Consider the following 17325-nt stretch of genomic DNA (forward strand, 5'->3'; position numbering starts at 1 on the left):
ATGAGCATTTGGGTACTTTTTTTGCGCAGTTTGATTCGCCTGAGCGTGGTGGGCATGCTTGCTTCGGTGAATCATGCACAGGCAAAAAGTGATGATTGGTATCTGGCGACCATGAATCGTTTCGGCGGAATGACTTGGCTGGATACGGGGGCACATCAGCCGATGACTAAAGCACCGTTGGGCAGCGCGTGGAAATTGTTTGTTTATGCCTATATCACTGGTAATAATTTGCCTGAAAATCCCTATACCTGTCATATAGGACAAGCGGCGCAAGCCGATGATGAGTACTGCTGCATGGTGACCGAACGCATTGAACGGGATGTCGCTTTGGCGCGTTCGTGTGGTCCTTATTTTGAACCATCTCGTTTGGGTATCACCTCGTCTGATTGGCAAAACTACTGGAAAAAACACGCGCCACAGGTGACTTGGCTTCACCAACTGCGCAATCTGTCACCTCAAACCGAATTACCCGTTGAACAAATTTTGACGGCTATGAATCAAATACCACAACAAAGTATGATTCGTAGTCGTGAAGCACTCATGCAGCGGCTTTTGCAACCGACGTGGGGCGATGTGCTGAGTAACTTGGGCACAGGCTACCGCTTCAAGACATTCACATGGCATCATCCGAATATATTGGGTGCGTATTTCGGTGGAGCAGTAGGGTGGTTGGCCGATGGCAGCAGTTTTTGGGTGGGTGGTATGGGTGGTAGCCATACCGTGTTAGAACAGCATGCGATGCAAATCACACGGTTGCTGTCGCCTGCGACGCAGAATGTGGATGAAGGTTGTGTTATGGTTGACTATTTCACTCGTTATCCGATTTCTCAAGTGCTCGTCTCTGGAACGGGTCAAGTCGCGCAAGCGGGTGTTTTACGTGGACAATTTGTTGTCAAGTTTGTTAACGGTCAGCAGCTCTCAGTACGCTCGGCAGGTGAGTTACATTTACTGCGTAGTGGCCTAATATGGCGAATAGTGGGTCAACTAGGTACGGAGGAGTATGTAGCTCGTGTAGTCGATAGAGAAGGCGATGCCACACAAACTCAAGCCGCTCGAGCCTTGGCGATTGCGGCACGTAGCTATTTGAAAAATAATGGACATTATCATCAAATGTGCTGGCACATAGATGATGACAGTCGTTTTCAACGGGTCTCGCCTAATCCTGCATCAAAAGCCGCTCGAGAGGTCGCAGCCTACACCGAGGGTTTAACATTGACGGGCAGTCCGATTTTTTATCATCAGAATCAATCGGCGGACAACACATTGAATTGGCAGTTGGCGGTGCAAAATTCAGTGCGTGGTATCAATTTTATTACCCAATTACGTGAAGCGTACCCGAAAGCCAGTTGGGAAATCAGTCCCTTGCAACAGCAATGTGCAGAACTTGAATCGGCTCAAAACTATCTCAATCAGACATTGCCCCAAGTACGACGAATATTGGCAGGTACAAAAGGTTTGGAACATGTAGATAATTTACAAATTTGTCGATTAGACTATGGTAATCCATATGCCGATGCAACCAGCCACCGTATTTATTTACGCGATTGGCGAGGGGTTCAGGACAAAACCACACTCTGGCATGAATATCTACATTTGGCTTTGCGCTATCATCCAAGTGGTCAAGATGAGAATACGGTTGAGCAAATGGCGACAGACCTGATGAAAAAGTTATCAATAGCCTCCTACATTAACCAATCCCACAACCAGAAAAAAATCGTGCGGCGTGCTCAATAAGTCACGTCAAATATTACTGAGAGAAAATACATGCAACGAATCCAGTTTCACTTTATCAGCAAATTACTGCTTGCCTTGATTCCCATGAGCGCCATTATCTTGTCAGCCCATGCACAGAATTCCACACGTCCCTTAGGTGGTTGGCGCTATCAGGACACCAACACAGCTGATTTTAAACAGGACACCCATTACCCAGCCAGTCGCACCAACAGTGGAGGGAAGCCAGTGAGTAGCCTTATCATGGGCAAAATCAATGCCAACCCCAAAGACCGACGACCCAAAAAACTTATCGTCAATGGTGCGAGTATGCCACTGGATGTCAACGAAGCTGGTCAATACGCACGTCCCTATGCTTTTGGCTCAGGCAGTAACAGTGTTGAGATTCGCGATACGAATGGCAAGGTGATTTCTCGCCGTCAATTTTATGAGGCTAATGCGGGCAAAACCCCCGTTAAACTTCGGATTATCTTGTCATGGGATTCAAACAACACCGATGTTGATTTGCACGTCATCACTCCGAAAGGTGAGCACGCGTGGTATGGTCAGCAAACTTTGAAAAGTGGTGGAGGGATTGATATTGATGCTACCGATGGCTACGGTCCTGAAATTTTTGCCACGCCGAATCCAGCAGCGGGTTTGTATCAAATATATGTGAATTACTATGGTGGCAACAGCGACAAACAAATCATCACCAATGCACGCATCATCGTAATTCGAGATGAAAATACCCCCAAAGAAGCGCAGCAAATTTTCAACGTACCTCTCAGACGTGCGGGTGAATTGATGCTCGCTAAGGCATTTTTGTATTAAGTGGAGTTTCCGTAGAAAACGCATACGGACTTCCCACGACTTGCAAGTGAAAGAGTATTATTTTTAAAGGTTTGGTCGGTGGCTGCTTTATTGGCGTGCTCTTATCCATGGCAATTTTGTCGGGTCTGTCATTCATCTGATATTCGGTATCGCTCGTAAGGCAACAGAACCGATAAAACCAAGGATTTGATGCCAAATCTCTAAATTTTTTTGGTAAAATGCGCTCTTTATTTATACCATGAATCAATTGGAGCTTATATGAAGCAATGCCCACAGTGCCAACAGCAATATGCCGATAATCAAAATTTTTGCGCAAACGATGGTAGCCCACTGAATAAAGTAGAAGCCATATCGCCAGCACCAGCATCACCTCAAACGGCTCAGGCCACACCACAAAAACCGATTGTTTTGTATGTGATTCTTGCCTTGCTAATTGGTGCGATAGCCGCTGGTGGCTTTATGTGGTTTAATCAAAATTCGGTATCAAACGCCGTTGCAGCAAAAGAGAAAGAAATGCAAACAAAAGTAGAACAAACCCAAAAGGCGCAAGAAAAGAAGGACGCTGAGAAACAAACAGCTGGCGTGGTCAAAAAATCAAGTAGTGCGGGAACAAAAGGCGAGTTGGCTTTGGTCAATGCACCACCGAGCAACGTCCGTGAATCTGCCAATGGTCCAGTCTTATGCACACTTACGAAAAAAGCCTCTATCAACACATTCGGTGTCGCCGAAGTTTCCTACAACAAAGTTGAAGATATGGACGTTGAGTGGTATTACACCGATGCATGTGGAAAAATGGGGGTTATTGCTGCCACTCAGTTAACTTTCTAAGTATTAGCGAACATCTAAACGAAAAGCCCAGCATTTTGCTGGGCTTTATACTATAGACAAACTCCTGCATTTTGTAGAGATGTGCTCTGAAGAACTGAACATAATTTATAAATGACAAAGTTTACTTCAACTGTCAGTCAAGTGGCACAAAGGAGTAACAGCACATGCCCCGTAGAAGCCGCCGTAATCGCTCAAACCGATATTTCGGATTATTTCCAGTGGTACGATTCTGAGCGTGAGCATTCAAGCTTGAATGAGCAAACGCCTGATGAATTGTATTTTAAAACCATCAAAGCTTTAAATATTGTATTGAGTTATTGGAGTCATCCGTGTAGTCCAAACAAAACCCCCGCTGATAGAGCGGGGGTTTTGATGTGAACGGGCGATATGAAACGTATTAAGCGAGCAAGTGCGCAATACCCGCTTTCTCTTCTTCGAGTTCAGCCAAAGTTGCATCCATTTTTGAGCGAGAGAACTCGTCAATTTCTAAACCATTCACGAGTGTATATTTTCCATTTTCGCAGGTTACTGGCATGCCGTATAAGGTGTCGGCTGGAATGCCGTATTCGCCGTTTGAAGGAATACCCATGGTGACCCATTTACCATTTGTACCGAGCACCCAATCGTGAATGTGGTCAATCGCAGCATTAGCGGCTGATGCGGCAGAAGATAAACCACGTGCTTCAATAATTGCTGCACCGCGCTTGCCTACGGTAGGGATGAACGTATCACGAGTCCAAGTTTGGTCATTAATCAATGCGTCAACAGATTCGCCAGCAATGGTCGCAAAACGCGTGTCTGGGTACATTGTTGGACTGTGATTGCCCCATACAACCAGTTTTTCAATAGCGTCAATTGCTTTACCTGTTTTTGCTGCGATTTGAGATAAGGCACGGTTGTGGTCGAGGCGGAGCATTGCCGTGAAGTTTTCACGAGGCAAGTCTGGGGCTGATTTCATCGCGATGTACGCATTGGTATTGGCAGGGTTGCCTACAACCAATACTTTAACGTTGCGGCTGGCATGGTCATTCAATGCTTTACCTTGGACAGTGAAAATTGCGCCATTGGCTTCGAGTAAATCTTTGCGTTCCATGCCTTTTGAGCGTGGACGCGCGCCAACTAAAATCGCAATGTCTGCATCTTTGAATGCGACATTTGGGTCGTCAGACACGACAACACCTGCTAATAATGGGAATGCGCAATCTTCAAGCTCCATTACGACACCATTAACAGCAGGTAATGCGGGTGTGATGTCGAGAAGTTGCAAAATCACAGGCTGGTCTTTACCAAGCATGTCACCGTTGGCAATGCGGAACAACAATGAGTAACAGATTTGACCTGCGGCACCAGTGACCGCAACGCGCATGGGGGCTTTTGTCATGATAAACACCTTTTTAAGAGTTAAGAAAACGGTTGAATATGAATAAATTAAACGTGGCATTGTAACGCAGCTTGTCGCAATTGCAGGTGTGTTTTGCAAATTTGCGCACAGCAACATAATCAATGCCGAAAGTGTAAACAAGCCGCTATGATGTGTCAACACTCTAATGTCTTATAGAAGATGCAAGAGTGTTGGACAGTATTTTTGTTTTACGGCATAATGCCGTCAAATTGATGACTTGTTGTGTCAATTCGCAGGGAGACATTAAAAAATTATCAAATGTGAAAGATTGGAATACTTATATGGCAGAACAAAATTTAGGGGCAGTGGACACCTCGCCCGTGTTCAGCCCTTTGTACCAACAAATTAAAGCCCTACTCTTGCACAGCTTAGAGCAAGGCGAATGGAATGCGGGTGAGATGATTCCGTCAGAAATTGAACTGGCTGCGCGTTATAAGGTGAGTCAAGGCACCGTTCGTAAGGCTGTGGATGAGTTGGCCGCTGAAAATTTGCTCGTGCGTCGTCAAGGACGCGGCACTTTTGTCGCTACCCACCAAGAAGCAAAGGTGCGCTTTAGGTTCTTGAGCATGAATGCTGACTCGGGTGAGGAGGTCAAAACCAATTCTAATATCGTCAGTGTTGAGCGCATCACACCTCCTGAAGACGTGCGAATGAATTTGGGTTTGACGAAAAAAGATTTGGCTGTGAAAATTACACGTTTACTGTCGTTCAATAATAAGCCCGCAGTCTTTGAACAAATTTGGCTCTCGCCTCATATTTTTAATAATGTCACGCAAGAGCAAATGATGAATTACAAAGGAACACTGTACGGTTGGTTCGAAGCAGAATATAATGTGCGGATGATTCGGGCAGTGGAAAAGCTGCGCGCGGTCATGGGTGATGCGCAAGTCACTGAATCTTTGGAAGTTTCTGCTGATGAGCCGTTGTTGTTTATCGAACGTTTGTCGTACAGCTATGCTGATAAATTGGTTGAAGTGCGCCACGGTTGGTATCTGACGACTGCGTATCACTACAAAAATGAGTTGATTTAATAGGTATGACCAACAGGTCATACAACTAAAACGCTAGTTAATAGCGTTTTTATTTGCAAAAATGTTCTCTTAGCTGGGATGATAGATTTAAATGCGCCCAGATGTTGAATGTTTTTTTATGAATATATTGAAAAATAAAGAAATTATCTTTGATGAGGCTAGGCACTTACATAGAGTCGATTTTTCTGTTTTTTAAGTCAGCTGTTAGTAATTTGACAGTACTAAGATAACCAATAGTAAAATTGGCTTAGTATCAATGGTTTTTAATTAATGTGAGGTTAGTATTATGGGTCAGACGCCACAAACACCAAAGCGGCCAGAGTTTCGCAATATTGGCATTGCCGATATTAGAAATTATCGCTTGCCCGCTGCGGGTATCGTTTCTATTTTGCATCGCATCAGTGGTTTATCGCTGTTTTTAGCGTTGCCGCTTTTGTTCGCACTGATTGCTGCAAGTTTTGGCACGAAAGAAAAATTTGATGTCATGGCTGCTTGTCTAGCCCATCCTTTAGTTAAAGTGGTGATGCTTGGTTTGATTTGGGCCATTCTTCACCATGCGTGTGCGGGTGTGCGTTACCTGATGATGGATTTGCACATCAAGGTCAACAAAGAAAGCGGTCGTGCAACGGCCAACGCGGTTTTAGTGATTAGCTTGGTGTTGACGGCAGTTGTCGGCGCCCGTTTGTTTAATTTATTTTAAGAGGGGTTCCCAATGAAAAATGTAAAAGTAGGAACTGCTCGCGTCACCTCAGGTGCACATTATGGCTGGAAAGATTGGTTGGCTCAGCGCATCACGGGTGCGCTTGTGTTGTTGTTTGTGATTGCCGTTTTGGTTCAGTTTTTGATTGCACCGACTACATTTGAGGCATGGCATGCGTTCATGACTTGTGCGCCAATGAAAATTTTGACTTTCTTTACTTTATTGGCGGTTTGCTACCATGCTTGGATAGGCGTCCGTGATATTTGGATGGATTACATTAAAAATGTAGGGCTGCGTTTAACCCTGCATGTTTTCACGATTTTATGGTTACTTGGTTGCGCCGCTTATGGTGTTTCAGCCTTGTGGAAATAAGGAATTAAGGACATAACATGGCGATTTTAACGAAAAAATTTGATGTGGTTGTGGTCGGTGCAGGTGGTTCAGGCTTACGTGCAGCGTTACAACTTTCTGAAGCAGGTTTGTCTGTAGCGGTCTTGTCGAAAGTATTTCCAACACGCTCACATACCGTAGCCGCGCAGGGTGGTATTGGCGCATCTTTGGGCAATATGTCTGAAGATAATTGGCACTATCATTTTTATGATACGGTCAAAGGTTCGGACTGGCTGGGCGACCAAGACGCGATTGAGTTTATGTGCCGCGAAGCCCCTAAAGTCGTATACGAGTTAGAGCACTTTGGTATGCCGTTTGACCGTAATCCAGATGGCACGATTTATCAGCGTCCATTCGGTGGGCACTCTGCAAATTATGGTGAAAAGCCTGTGCCACGCGCTTGCGCGGCCGCCGACCGTACTGGTCACGCTTTGCTGCACACCTTGTATCAGCGCAATGTGCGCGCCAATACGCAGTTTTTTGTCGAATGGATGGCTTTGGATTTGATTCGTGACGCTGATGGTGACGTGTTGGGTGTGACTGCACTTGAAATGGAAACAGGCGAAGTGATGAACCTGCAAGCGAAAATCACCCTGTTCGCAACGGGTGGGGCAGGGCGTATATTCCAAGCGTCAACCAATGCTTTTATCAACACAGGCGATGGTTTGGGTATGGCGGCGCGCGCGGGTATTCCGCTTGAAGATATGGAGTTTTGGCAATTCCATCCAACAGGCGTGGCTGGTGCAGGCGTTTTGATTACAGAAGGCGTGCGTGGTGAAGGTGGTATTTTGCGCAATTGCAATGGCGAGCGCTTCATGGAACGTTATGCGCCGACCCTGAAAGACTTGGCACCGCGTGACTTTGTGTCGCGTTCAATGGATCAAGAAATCAAAGAAGGGCGCGGTTGCGGTCCGAACAAAGACCACGTGATGCTCGATGTGACCCACATCGGTAAAGAAACCATCATGAAACGTCTGCCGTCGATTTTTGAAATTGCCAAGAAGTTCGCCAATGTTGATGCGTCTAAAGAAATGATTCCCGTCGTGCCGACGATTCACTACCAGATGGGCGGTATCCCAACCAACATCAACGGTCAAGTGGTTGTGCCAAATGATTTGAATGATGGCATGAACAGTGGTAACAAAGTGGTCAATGGCTTTTATGCAGTCGGTGAATGCTCATGCGTATCCGTACACGGCGCAAACCGTTTAGGCACGAACTCTTTGCTGGACTTAGTTGTATTCGGTCGAGCAGCGGGTAATCATATCGTTGAATCCATCAAAAGAATGCCAGCGGATCATAAAGATTTGCCAAAAGATGCGGCAGATAAAACTTTGGCTCGTTTGGCACGTTTCCAAAATTCAACTTCTGGTGAAAATGCTCAAGACGTCGCCGATGCGATTCGCTCCACGATGCAAAAACATGCTGCTGTATTCCGCACGCAAGACACTTTGAATGCGGGCGTTGTAGAGATTATGAAGGTGGCAGAGCAAGTTAAGAACATTCATGTTAAAGACAAATCAAAAGTATTTAACACTGCGCTTGTTGAAGCACTTGAGGTGGATAACTTGATTGAAGTGGCGAAAGCGACCATGTTCTCAGCCGCGGCTCGTACGGAGTGTCGTGGTGCGCATGCCGTTTATGATTACGAACACGGTGCGGATCATCCTGAGTTTCCGCTGGGCCGTAATGATAAAGAATGGATGAAGCACACGTTATGGTATGCCGATGGCAACCGTTTGGATTATAAACCTGTGGTGACTAAACCGTTGACGGTGGATACGGTTCCACCTAAGCCACGGACGTTCTAAAGCATCAAGAAAACGTAGGGTGAGCCGTGCTCACCTTGGCTAATCCTGAATGGTGGTGGGCGATGCCCATCCTAGAAAATCAAGAGAAACTCATGAAAACAAAAATTTTTGAAATCTACCGATACGACCCAGATAAAGATGCGAAACCGTATATGCAAACCATCAAGATAGATCTTGAAGATGGTGACCGTATGCTCCTCGATGCTTTAGTCAAATTGAAAAAGGTAGACGAAAGCATTTCTTTTCGTCGTTCATGCCGCGAGGGTGTATGCGGTTCAGATGCCATGAATATCAATGGCAAAAATGGTTTGGCTTGTTTGACCAACTTGAACGACTTGCCCGAAAAAATCACTTTACGTCCATTGCCTGGATTGCCTGTTGTGCGTGATTTGATTGTGGATATGACTGATTTTTTCAATCAATATCACTCGATTAAGCCGTACTTGGTCAACAATACTGCGGCACCAGAAAAAGAGCGCTTACAATCCCCTGAGCAACGCGATGAATTGAATGGCTTGTATGAGTGTATTTTATGTGCGTGCTGCTCAACTTCGTGCCCATCATTTTGGTGGAATCCAGATAAATTCGTTGGCCCAGCAGGTCTATTAGCGGCCTATCGTTTTATCGCTGATACGCGAGACCAAGACACAGCGGCTCGTTTAGATAATCTTGATGACCCTTATCGTTTGTTCCGTTGTCATACAATCATGAACTGCGTGGATGTGTGTCCGAAAGAACTTAACCCAACTAAGGCGATTGGTAAGATTAAAGAAATGCTTGTTCGTCGAGCTGTTTAAAAAAAGATGGTACTTTTGTACCATCTTTTTTTATTTGTGCGCAGCGTTTATATCAGTAAAAAAGCTTTCGTTTGTTTCGTTTTAGCATTTTGCCCGTTTCGAAATAAAATTCTATCTAAAGTGTGGTGAATGTGATATTTTGTTAAAAGATTTTGTTGTTGATGATTAACGATAATACGAAGGAGATAATAAAAATGAAAAAAACAATCAAATCAGCCAATAAGCTAAAAAATATTGCGCTATTGTCTTTATTGGGCTTATGTCTTTCTGGCCACGCGGCCTTTGCTCAAGGTTCTGAACAAGGGGCTGTGGGAGCAACTAAAGCAACTAAGTTGTTTTTTGGTGGTGATATTTTAACCATGGAGGGAAGTCAGCCGAACTATGTTCAAGCGGTCGTGGTTGAAAATGGAAAAATCGTTTTTCTTGGGTCAAAAACAGAGGCTGAAAAACGATACGCGGACGCACAGGCAGTTGATTTAAAAGGTAAAACATTGATGCCTGGTTTTATTGAACCGCATGTGCATCCGTCAATTGCAGCCACTGTTTTACCCAATGAAATTATTGCACCTTATGATTGGGTTTTGCCCGATGTGACTAAAAAAGGCGTGGTTGGTCATGATGCCTACATTAAGCGTTTAAGCGATTCCATCCAAAAAAATGCTAAAGAGGATGAAGTGTATTGGGTATGGGGTTATCACCAGCTGTGGCATGGCGACTTGAACCGTGAGTTGTTGAATAAAATCTCGCCAGACAAGCCTGTTGCGGTACTGCATCGCTCAATGCATGAGGTGTTTTTGAATGACAAGGCCATTGAAATGATGAAACTCAAGGAAGCCGATTTCAAGGGTAACCCTCAAGTCGACTGGAAAAAAGGACATTTCTTTGAGGGCGGCTGGTTGAGTTTAGTACCCAAAATTGCGCCTTGGTTTATCGTCCCAGAGCGCTATAGCCGTGGTTTGGTGGCAATGACTGAATTGATTAAAAAAAATGGCATTACAACGGTGGCTGAACCAGGTTTTCCAAGTAGCGATTTCAACATGGAGTACGGGCTGCTAAAAAAAGAAATGGAAAAAAATCCGCCTTATAATGTTTATCTCGTTCCTAATGGCACTCAGCTTTATGGCATGAAGGGCAGTAACGAAAAGGCAAAAGATTTTATGGAAACCTTGCCTGCTCAATACAATACGAGCAATATTACTTTTTTACCGAAGCAAGTTAAATTGTTTGCAGATGGGGCGATTTACTCTCAGCTCATGCGCATGGAAGGTGGGTATACGGACGGTCACCAAGGCGAATGGATGACACCATTGAATTTATTGCAACAGCAAGTGAAATATTATTGGGATGCAGGCTATAAAATTCACGTTCATGCGAATGGCGATCAAGGTATTCAACAGGTTTTGCAGTATGTTGCCGAAAATGAAAAAAGAAACCCTAGAGTAAATCATCGTTTCACCCTTCACCACATGGGGTATTTTTCAGATCAACAAGCACAGCAGGTGAAAGACTTAGGTGTTGAAGCCTCTGTGAATCCCTATTATTTATGGGCTTTGGCGGATAAATATTCTGAGAAAGGCTTAGGTAAAGCACGTGGTGAAAATCTCGTTCGGATTAAATCGTTAACGAAGCGTGGCGTGCCTGTGTCATTCCATTCCGATTTTGCCATGGCACCAATTGAGCCTTTGACGCTGGCGTGGACGGCGATAAACCGCGTGACGGCAGAACAGAGTAAGTTTTCTCAAGACCAAAGAATTGATCCTTATCTGGCTTTACAAGGGATTACCATCACTGCGGCAAGAACTTTAAATTTAGAAAATGAAATTGGTTCAATTAAAGAGGGCAAAGATGCAAATTTTGTGGTTCTGCAAAACAATCCTCTTAAAGTTGAACCCATTACAATTAAAGACATCAAAATTTTAGGTACAGTCTTTAAAGGTAGAGACACTTGGTCCGACACGAAGCCTTGAGGTGCTGTGCGTAGGCTTAGGGGAGCTTTATCATAGATGTTGAAATAGGCATTTTTGAGTTTTGATGGACGTTTTTTAACAAAGGAGGCCGTTATGGGAAAGTCATTGAATAAGTGGACTAAAAAAAATAGTGTGTATCTGGGGTTGTTAAGTTTATCTGTTGTTAGCAATTTGGCTTATGCCGAAGAAACAACATCGATGTCCCCCCCTGTAACGGAGGAGGCAGCGAAAGTTTATTATGGCGGCGATATTATTACAATGGAGGGGAGTCAACCCAGTTATGCAGAAGCCATCGCAGTAAAAGACGGCAAAATTGTTTTTGTGGGTTCAAAAGAAAAAGCCCTTAAGGATTTTAAAGGCAGTTTGATTGACCTCAAAGGAAAAACACTATTGCCCGCGTTTTTAGATGGTCACGGACATTTTTATAATGTCGGTTTTACGGCATCGGTTGCGAATTTACTCCCACCTCCAGATGGTGAAGCTCATGATGTTGATTCTATTGTCTCTATTCTTAATGACTGGAAAAATACAGAAGATGGTAAAGTCATTGTAGACAAGTTTGGATGGATTATTGGTAATGGTTATGATGATTCGCAATTGGCAACAAAAGACCATCCTAAAGCCACAGATTTGGATCGAGTCAGTACAGAGCTTCCAGTGATTATCATGCATCAATCAGGTCACATTGCGGTTGTCAATACAAAAGCAATGCAAATGCTGGGATACAATAAAGACACTAAAAATCCAAGTGGGGGTACGTTACGTCGTAATGCAGAAGGTTTACCCAATGGGGTTTTAGAAGAAAATGCCGCCTTCAATGTTTTATTTCCACTTTTAGGTAAAGCCGATGCTGAGTTAAATGATCGCTTCATCCAAAAGGGGCAGGAAGAATACGCAAAAAAAGGCTATTTGACGGCACAAGATGGTCGCACAACGGTTGAGCAAATGGCTGCTTTAAGCTCGGCTGCGGACAGGCATAAATTCTTTATTGATGTGGTGTCCTATCCTGATATCACTTTAGGCACTAAGACGATGGATAGTGTGTACTATAGCGCAAACCATACCTATAAAAACAAATATCGAATTGGTGGCGTTAAGTTGACACTTGATGGTTCTCCTCAAGGCAAAACAGCGTGGTTGACCCAGCATTATCATGTCCCGCCAGCAGGTCAAAAAGAAGACTATAAAGGCTTCCCTGTGATGGATGATGCCAAAGCCACGGAGTATGTAGAAACTGCATTTAAAAACAAATGGCAGCTTCTTGCTCATACAAATGGTGATGCAGCCATTGATCAGTATTTGAAAGCGATTGACGTGGCGGAACAAAAATACGGTTACCCTGATCACCGTACGGTGATGATTCATGGGCAAACATTGAGAAAAGACCAAATTCCTGAATTGGTTCGTTTGAAAATACTACCTTCTTTATTTCCGATGCATACCTATTATTGGGGTGATTGGCATGCAGACTCTGTACTCGGTCACCCGAGAGCGGACTACATTTCACCTTCGCGCGACGTGATTGATGCGGGCATGACCATGACGTCGCATCATGATGCACCCGTGACTTTTCCAAACTCAATGCGCGTGTTGGATGCCACGGTCAATCGGGTGACGCGAAGTGGGAAAGTCTTAGGGCCAGAGCAACGAATCACGCCGTATGAAGGGCTTAAAACTTTGACAGATTGGGCTGCAATTCAGTACTTTGAAGAAAGCTCGAAAGGCACGTTATCGGTTGGCAAGCTTGCTGATTTAGTGATTTTAGATAAAAATCCATTAAAAATTAATCCATTGGACATTAATAAAATCCAAGTTCTTGAGTCAATAAAAGAAGGAAAAACCGTTTATAACGCCAAATAATATTTGTCACTCGTCTTCTTTTGGATAAGGAGGCGAGATTGACATTTTTTAATTATCATTGTTTAGTTATTGTGTTTTATAATTCGGTTTTTGTTGCTATGAGATAGGGTGTGTTTATGAAAAAAATATCATTGATGTTATTGCTTCTTTCAGGCTTTGGCTTGCAAGCCTGTGTTGCTCCTAAAGGGCCTAAGCCTGCAGAAAAACCAATGAAACCGATTGGAATGGCCAACCCAGCTTCAGTGTACTGCATTGAGCAAGGCGGTGAATTGAGCATTAAAAAAGATGCGAACGGCAATGAGTATGGTATTTGTACGTTTAAAAATGGCAAGTCTTGCGATGAATGGGCTTTTTTCCGAAAAGAATGTTCGGCAGAACTTGATAAATAAAGGTACAAGATGACTGCGATTGCTTCTGGAAGTTGCTTGTGTGATCAAGTGGCTTATGAAATATCAGGTCATTTGGGCGTTTTTCAGTATTGTCATTGCTCGCGTTGTCGTAAGTTTACGGGTGGCGCACATGCAGCGAACATACTGGTTTCACCTGAACAATTCAAATGGACGCGAGGCGAAGAGTTACTCGGACGTTTTGAGCCAGAAGCAACAAAATATTTTGCGACCACCTTTTGCCGTCACTGCGGTTCATCTTTACCGTGGCTGACAAAAACTGGAAAAGCTGTGGTTGTACCCGCTGGGACGTTAGATGACGACCCGAATATTCGCCCGATGCAAAATATTTTTTGTGATTCAATGGCCGCATGGTATGTCGATGCAAGTGAGTTGCCGAAAAATGAGCAATTGCCCATTCGGAAAAAATAAGGATCGAATGGGGCTTAACTTGGTTCGTACAAATAGCCAGACAAACCCTTTTATCAAGTTGATTACGGTACAATAGCGCGCGAGTGATATATTCGCGCGTTTTTTATTTTTTAGTTTTCCACAGGCCATCATGAGTCAAATCTATTCAGAAGACAGCATTCGCGTTTTAAAAGGTCTAGAGCCCGTCAAAGAACGGCCAGGCATGTATACACGCACCGAAAGCCCGTTACACATCATTCAAGAAGTGATTGATAATGCGGCAGACGAAGCACTGGGTGGTTTTGGCCACACAATTGACGTTACTTTGCACGCAGATGGTATGGTGAGTGTCGAGGATGACGGGCGAGGGATTCCAATTGGTATTCACCCCGAAGAGGGCGTACCCGTGATTGAAATTGTGTTCACGCGACTGCATGCGGGTGGCAAATTCAACAAAAAAGATGGTGGCGCCTATGCCTTCTCTGGTGGCTTGCATGGTGTTGGTGTCTCGGTCACCAATGCGTTGTCAACACATCTAGGCGTGACTGTTTGGCGAGATAAACAAGTAGCAAATTTAGTATTTTCTGGTGGCGATGTGGTCAGACCGCTTGAAGTGCGCGAAGCAAGCCGTGGCGACAAAAAAAATGGTACGCGCGTCACTGTTGCACCAGACCCGAAATATTTTGACTCCCCCAATATTCCTCAAGCTGAATTAGAGCGAGTACTCCGTGCTAAAGCGGTACTACTCCCTGGGGTAAAAGTCACGCTGACTAATGAAAAAACGGGACAAAAACAAACGTGGTTTTATGAGGATGGGTTACAAGGGTATTTGCGCGAGAACCTTGAGGAAGAACCATTGATTCCGTATTTTAGCGGGGAATGGTTTGCTCCCGAAGGCGATGACACTTTTGCCAAAGGTGAAGGTGCGGCGTGGGTTTTGGCTTGGACGGCGCAGGGCGGTTTGGTGCGAGAAAGCTACGTGAATCTGATTGCTACGCCTGCAGGTGGTACGCACGAAGCGGGTGTGCGTGAAGGCGTATTTAGTGCGGTGAAAAGTTTTATTGAGTTGCATGCGTTGTTGCCTAAAGGTGTGAAACTAATTTCGGATGACGTGTTCGCACGGACTTCTTTTGTACTGTCCGCAAAAGTGCTCGACCCGCAGTTTCAGGGGCAAACCAAAGAACGTCTGAATAATCGTGATGCGGTTAAATTGGTGGCTCAAGCGACGCGCCCCGCATTAGAGTTGTGGCTCAATCAGCACGTTGATTACGGAAAATTGTTGGCGGAGTTGGTCATCGCTCAAGCGCAAGCACGTAACAAAGCGGCACAAAAAGTTGAAAAACGTAAAAGTTCAGGTGTTGCGGTTCTGCCAGGTAAGCTGACCGATTGTGAGTCAACTGATTTATTGCATAATGAATTATTCCTTGTCGAGGGCGATTCGGCAGGTGGTTCGGCGAAAATGGGGCGCAATAAAGAGTTTCAAGCGATTTTACCTTTGCGAGGTAAAGTCTTGAACACCTTAGAAGTCGATAAAGACCGATTGTTCGCTAACAATGAGGTGCATGACATGGCTGTGGCGATAGGCGTTGACCCGCATGGCCCTAACGATGAACCCGATTTGTCAGGTTTACGCTACGGCAAAATTTGTATTCTGTCTGATGCGGACGTCGATGGTTCACACATTCAAGTGTTGTTGTTGACGTTGTTTTATAAACACTTTCCAAAGTTGATTGAGCAGGGAAATATTTATATTGCTCGACCGCCACTGTTTCGAGTTGATGTGCCCGCGCGAGGCAAAAAACTGGCGCAAAAAGTTTATTGTTTAGACAGCGAAGAATTAAATCGCGTTCAGGACAAATTATTGCAAGATGGTATGAAAGAGGGCGCATGGCAGGTGTCTCGCTTTAAAGGCTTGGGCGAAATGAACGCCGAGCAGTTGTGGGAAACCACCATGAATCCAGACACGCGTCGCTTATCACAGGTGGCTTTAAATACCGAGCGGGTCGCCGACGATGGCAACAGCAAAATCATGATGACGATGCTGATGGGCAAAGGCGAGGCGGCATCCCGCCGTGCGTGGTTAGAGGAAAAAGGCAACTTGGTGAATGCCGACATCTAAAAATAGCATAAAAAATAAAAATGTGTGTTTTATGCTAGAGTGGGTGTAAGATTTTTTTATGTATGTCGTTTTTTAAGGTTGTGCTGTGCAATTATTGGCAAAATATACCATCCCCATAATCACTCTGTTGACGATGCTCATCGCGGCTCCCGCACGAGCAGGCGGTTTGTATGTCTACGTTGATGAACAAGGGATTCCCCATTATTCATTACAAAAATTAGACGAACGTTATCAATTATTCGCCAATGATGGCCCCGTTCTCTCTGATGATGTCGTTTTGGCAACGACTGAGCCGACCATGCAAGCAAACTTGCCTGATATGGCGCAATACGCTGGTATCAGCGGTAAACGGGGTTCTTTATTAGGCAATGACAATTCGGGGCGCATGTCCATCCCTAATAACCTAAACATTCCCGCACCATCGAAAGCAGTGCTGACCCGATTGTTAAAAAGTCCGAGCATGGCTCGTTATGAGCCTATCATTATTAAGCATGCACGTAAAAACGGTGTGGATGTGAACTTGGTTAAGGCGGTAATGGCTGCCGAATCAGGTTTTAATGCCACCGCGATTTCACCCAAAGCAGCGATGGGGCTCATGCAAGTCATCGCACCAACGGCGGCCAGATATGGGGTGAGTGAGGCTCAATTGATGAATCCTGAGCGTAATATTTACGCGGGTGTCCGCTATTTAGCTGATTTGTCGCGCATGTTCAAAGGTCGTCCCGAGTTGGTCATCGCTGCTTATAATGCGGGCGAGGGTGCGGTGTATAAATATAATCGTCAAATTCCACCGTATAAAGAAACCCAAAATTATGTGCGCACCGTGTTGCAGTTTTATAATGTATACGCACCTAAAGCGGGCAGTCCAACTTTAATTGTCAGTGATGACGATACGCCCGCAATGGCGAGCAAATATTCACGTCGGGGCATGCAGCGGGTGAAAATGAGAATTGGAACGACCAATCCGAAAAAATCTGAGGTTTGGAAAAGTGCTTTTTCTCTTTGAGAAGCAATTGCATGTAAAAATTCCTTTTTGTTTTTTTCACGTGGCTAAAACGGTACAATGTCGCCTTATTTAA

16 protein-coding genes are annotated in these 17325 nt (G+C 44.7%); 15 read left to right on the plus strand and 1 reads right to left on the minus strand.

Going from position 1 to position 17325, the window contains the following annotated elements; genetic code table 11:
• From DFR44_RS04540 to DFR44_RS04555, 4 genes are all read left to right on the plus strand, one after another.
• Positions 1-1734: a DUF2300 domain-containing protein gene (locus tag DFR44_RS04540; RefSeq protein ID WP_133619525.1), complete on the plus strand. Its 1734-nt coding sequence runs from the start codon at positions 1-3 to the stop codon at positions 1732-1734.
• A 30-nt stretch (positions 1735-1764) separates the two neighbouring features.
• A complete protein-coding gene (locus DFR44_RS04545) occupies positions 1765-2544 on the plus strand; it encodes a YfaP family protein (RefSeq protein WP_133619526.1) in 780 nt (259 codons plus the stop codon).
• Positions 2545-2802: 258 nt separating this feature from the next.
• The gene (locus DFR44_RS04550) at positions 2803-3372 is read left to right on the plus strand and encodes a zinc ribbon domain-containing protein (RefSeq protein ID WP_133619527.1); all 570 of its coding nucleotides are present in this window, start codon (positions 2803-2805) and stop codon (positions 3370-3372) included.
• Between the two features lie 111 nt (positions 3373-3483).
• Positions 3484-3750 carry a hypothetical protein gene (locus tag DFR44_RS04555; RefSeq protein ID WP_133619528.1) on the plus strand — a complete coding sequence of 89 codons (267 nt, stop codon included), beginning with the start codon at positions 3484-3486 and terminating at the stop codon, positions 3748-3750.
• Positions 3751-3769: 19 nt separating this feature from the next.
• Here DFR44_RS04555 and DFR44_RS04560 read toward each other — a convergent pair whose 3' ends face one another.
• Complete coding sequence (locus tag DFR44_RS04560) at positions 3770-4753, minus strand: malate dehydrogenase (protein WP_133619529.1); 984 nt, start codon at positions 4751-4753, stop codon at positions 3770-3772.
• A gap of 302 nt (positions 4754-5055) precedes the next feature.
• Between DFR44_RS04560 and DFR44_RS04565 the strand changes: the two genes are divergently transcribed.
• The 11 genes from DFR44_RS04565 to DFR44_RS04615 all read left to right on the plus strand — a co-directional run bounded on the left by DFR44_RS04565 (position 5056) and on the right by DFR44_RS04615 (position 17252).
• Positions 5056-5805 carry a GntR family transcriptional regulator gene (locus DFR44_RS04565; protein WP_162845161.1) on the plus strand — a complete coding sequence of 250 codons (750 nt, stop codon included), beginning with the start codon at positions 5056-5058 and terminating at the stop codon, positions 5803-5805.
• 286 nt (positions 5806-6091) lie between these two features.
• Positions 6092-6505: a succinate dehydrogenase, cytochrome b556 subunit gene (gene sdhC, locus DFR44_RS04570; protein ID WP_133619531.1), complete on the plus strand. Its 414-nt coding sequence runs from the start codon at positions 6092-6094 to the stop codon at positions 6503-6505.
• A gap of 12 nt (positions 6506-6517) precedes the next feature.
• The gene (sdhD, locus tag DFR44_RS04575) at positions 6518-6877 is read left to right on the plus strand and encodes a succinate dehydrogenase, hydrophobic membrane anchor protein (protein ID WP_133619532.1); all 360 of its coding nucleotides are present in this window, start codon (positions 6518-6520) and stop codon (positions 6875-6877) included.
• 17 nt (positions 6878-6894) lie between these two features.
• Positions 6895-8706, plus strand: a complete 1812-nt coding sequence (sdhA, locus tag DFR44_RS04580; protein WP_133619533.1) for a succinate dehydrogenase flavoprotein subunit — start codon at positions 6895-6897, stop codon at positions 8704-8706.
• 92 nt (positions 8707-8798) lie between these two features.
• Positions 8799-9503 carry a succinate dehydrogenase iron-sulfur subunit gene (locus tag DFR44_RS04585; protein ID WP_133619534.1) on the plus strand — a complete coding sequence of 235 codons (705 nt, stop codon included), beginning with the start codon at positions 8799-8801 and terminating at the stop codon, positions 9501-9503.
• A 194-nt stretch (positions 9504-9697) separates the two neighbouring features.
• Positions 9698-11470 (plus strand): amidohydrolase, encoded by a 1773-nt coding sequence (locus tag DFR44_RS04590; protein ID WP_211336897.1) that lies wholly within the window; start codon positions 9698-9700, stop codon positions 11468-11470.
• Between the two features lie 93 nt (positions 11471-11563).
• Entirely contained in the window at positions 11564-13330 is a 1767-nt protein-coding gene (locus DFR44_RS04595; RefSeq protein WP_211336898.1) for an amidohydrolase, read from the plus strand.
• 116 nt (positions 13331-13446) lie between these two features.
• Complete coding sequence (locus DFR44_RS04600; RefSeq protein WP_133619536.1) at positions 13447-13719, plus strand: putative hemolysin; 273 nt, start codon at positions 13447-13449, stop codon at positions 13717-13719.
• Between the two features lie 9 nt (positions 13720-13728).
• A complete protein-coding gene (locus DFR44_RS04605) occupies positions 13729-14148 on the plus strand; it encodes a GFA family protein (protein WP_133619537.1) in 420 nt (139 codons plus the stop codon).
• Between the two features lie 130 nt (positions 14149-14278).
• Positions 14279-16246, plus strand: a complete 1968-nt coding sequence (locus DFR44_RS04610) for a DNA topoisomerase IV subunit B (RefSeq protein ID WP_133619538.1) — start codon at positions 14279-14281, stop codon at positions 16244-16246.
• An 85-nt stretch (positions 16247-16331) separates the two neighbouring features.
• The gene (locus DFR44_RS04615) at positions 16332-17252 is read left to right on the plus strand and encodes a lytic transglycosylase domain-containing protein (protein WP_246012048.1); all 921 of its coding nucleotides are present in this window, start codon (positions 16332-16334) and stop codon (positions 17250-17252) included.
• Positions 17253-17325 lie beyond the last annotated feature (73 nt).

The organism is Hydromonas duriensis (assembly GCF_004363775.1).
Lineage (GTDB): Bacteria > Pseudomonadota > Gammaproteobacteria > Burkholderiales > Burkholderiaceae > Hydromonas > Hydromonas duriensis.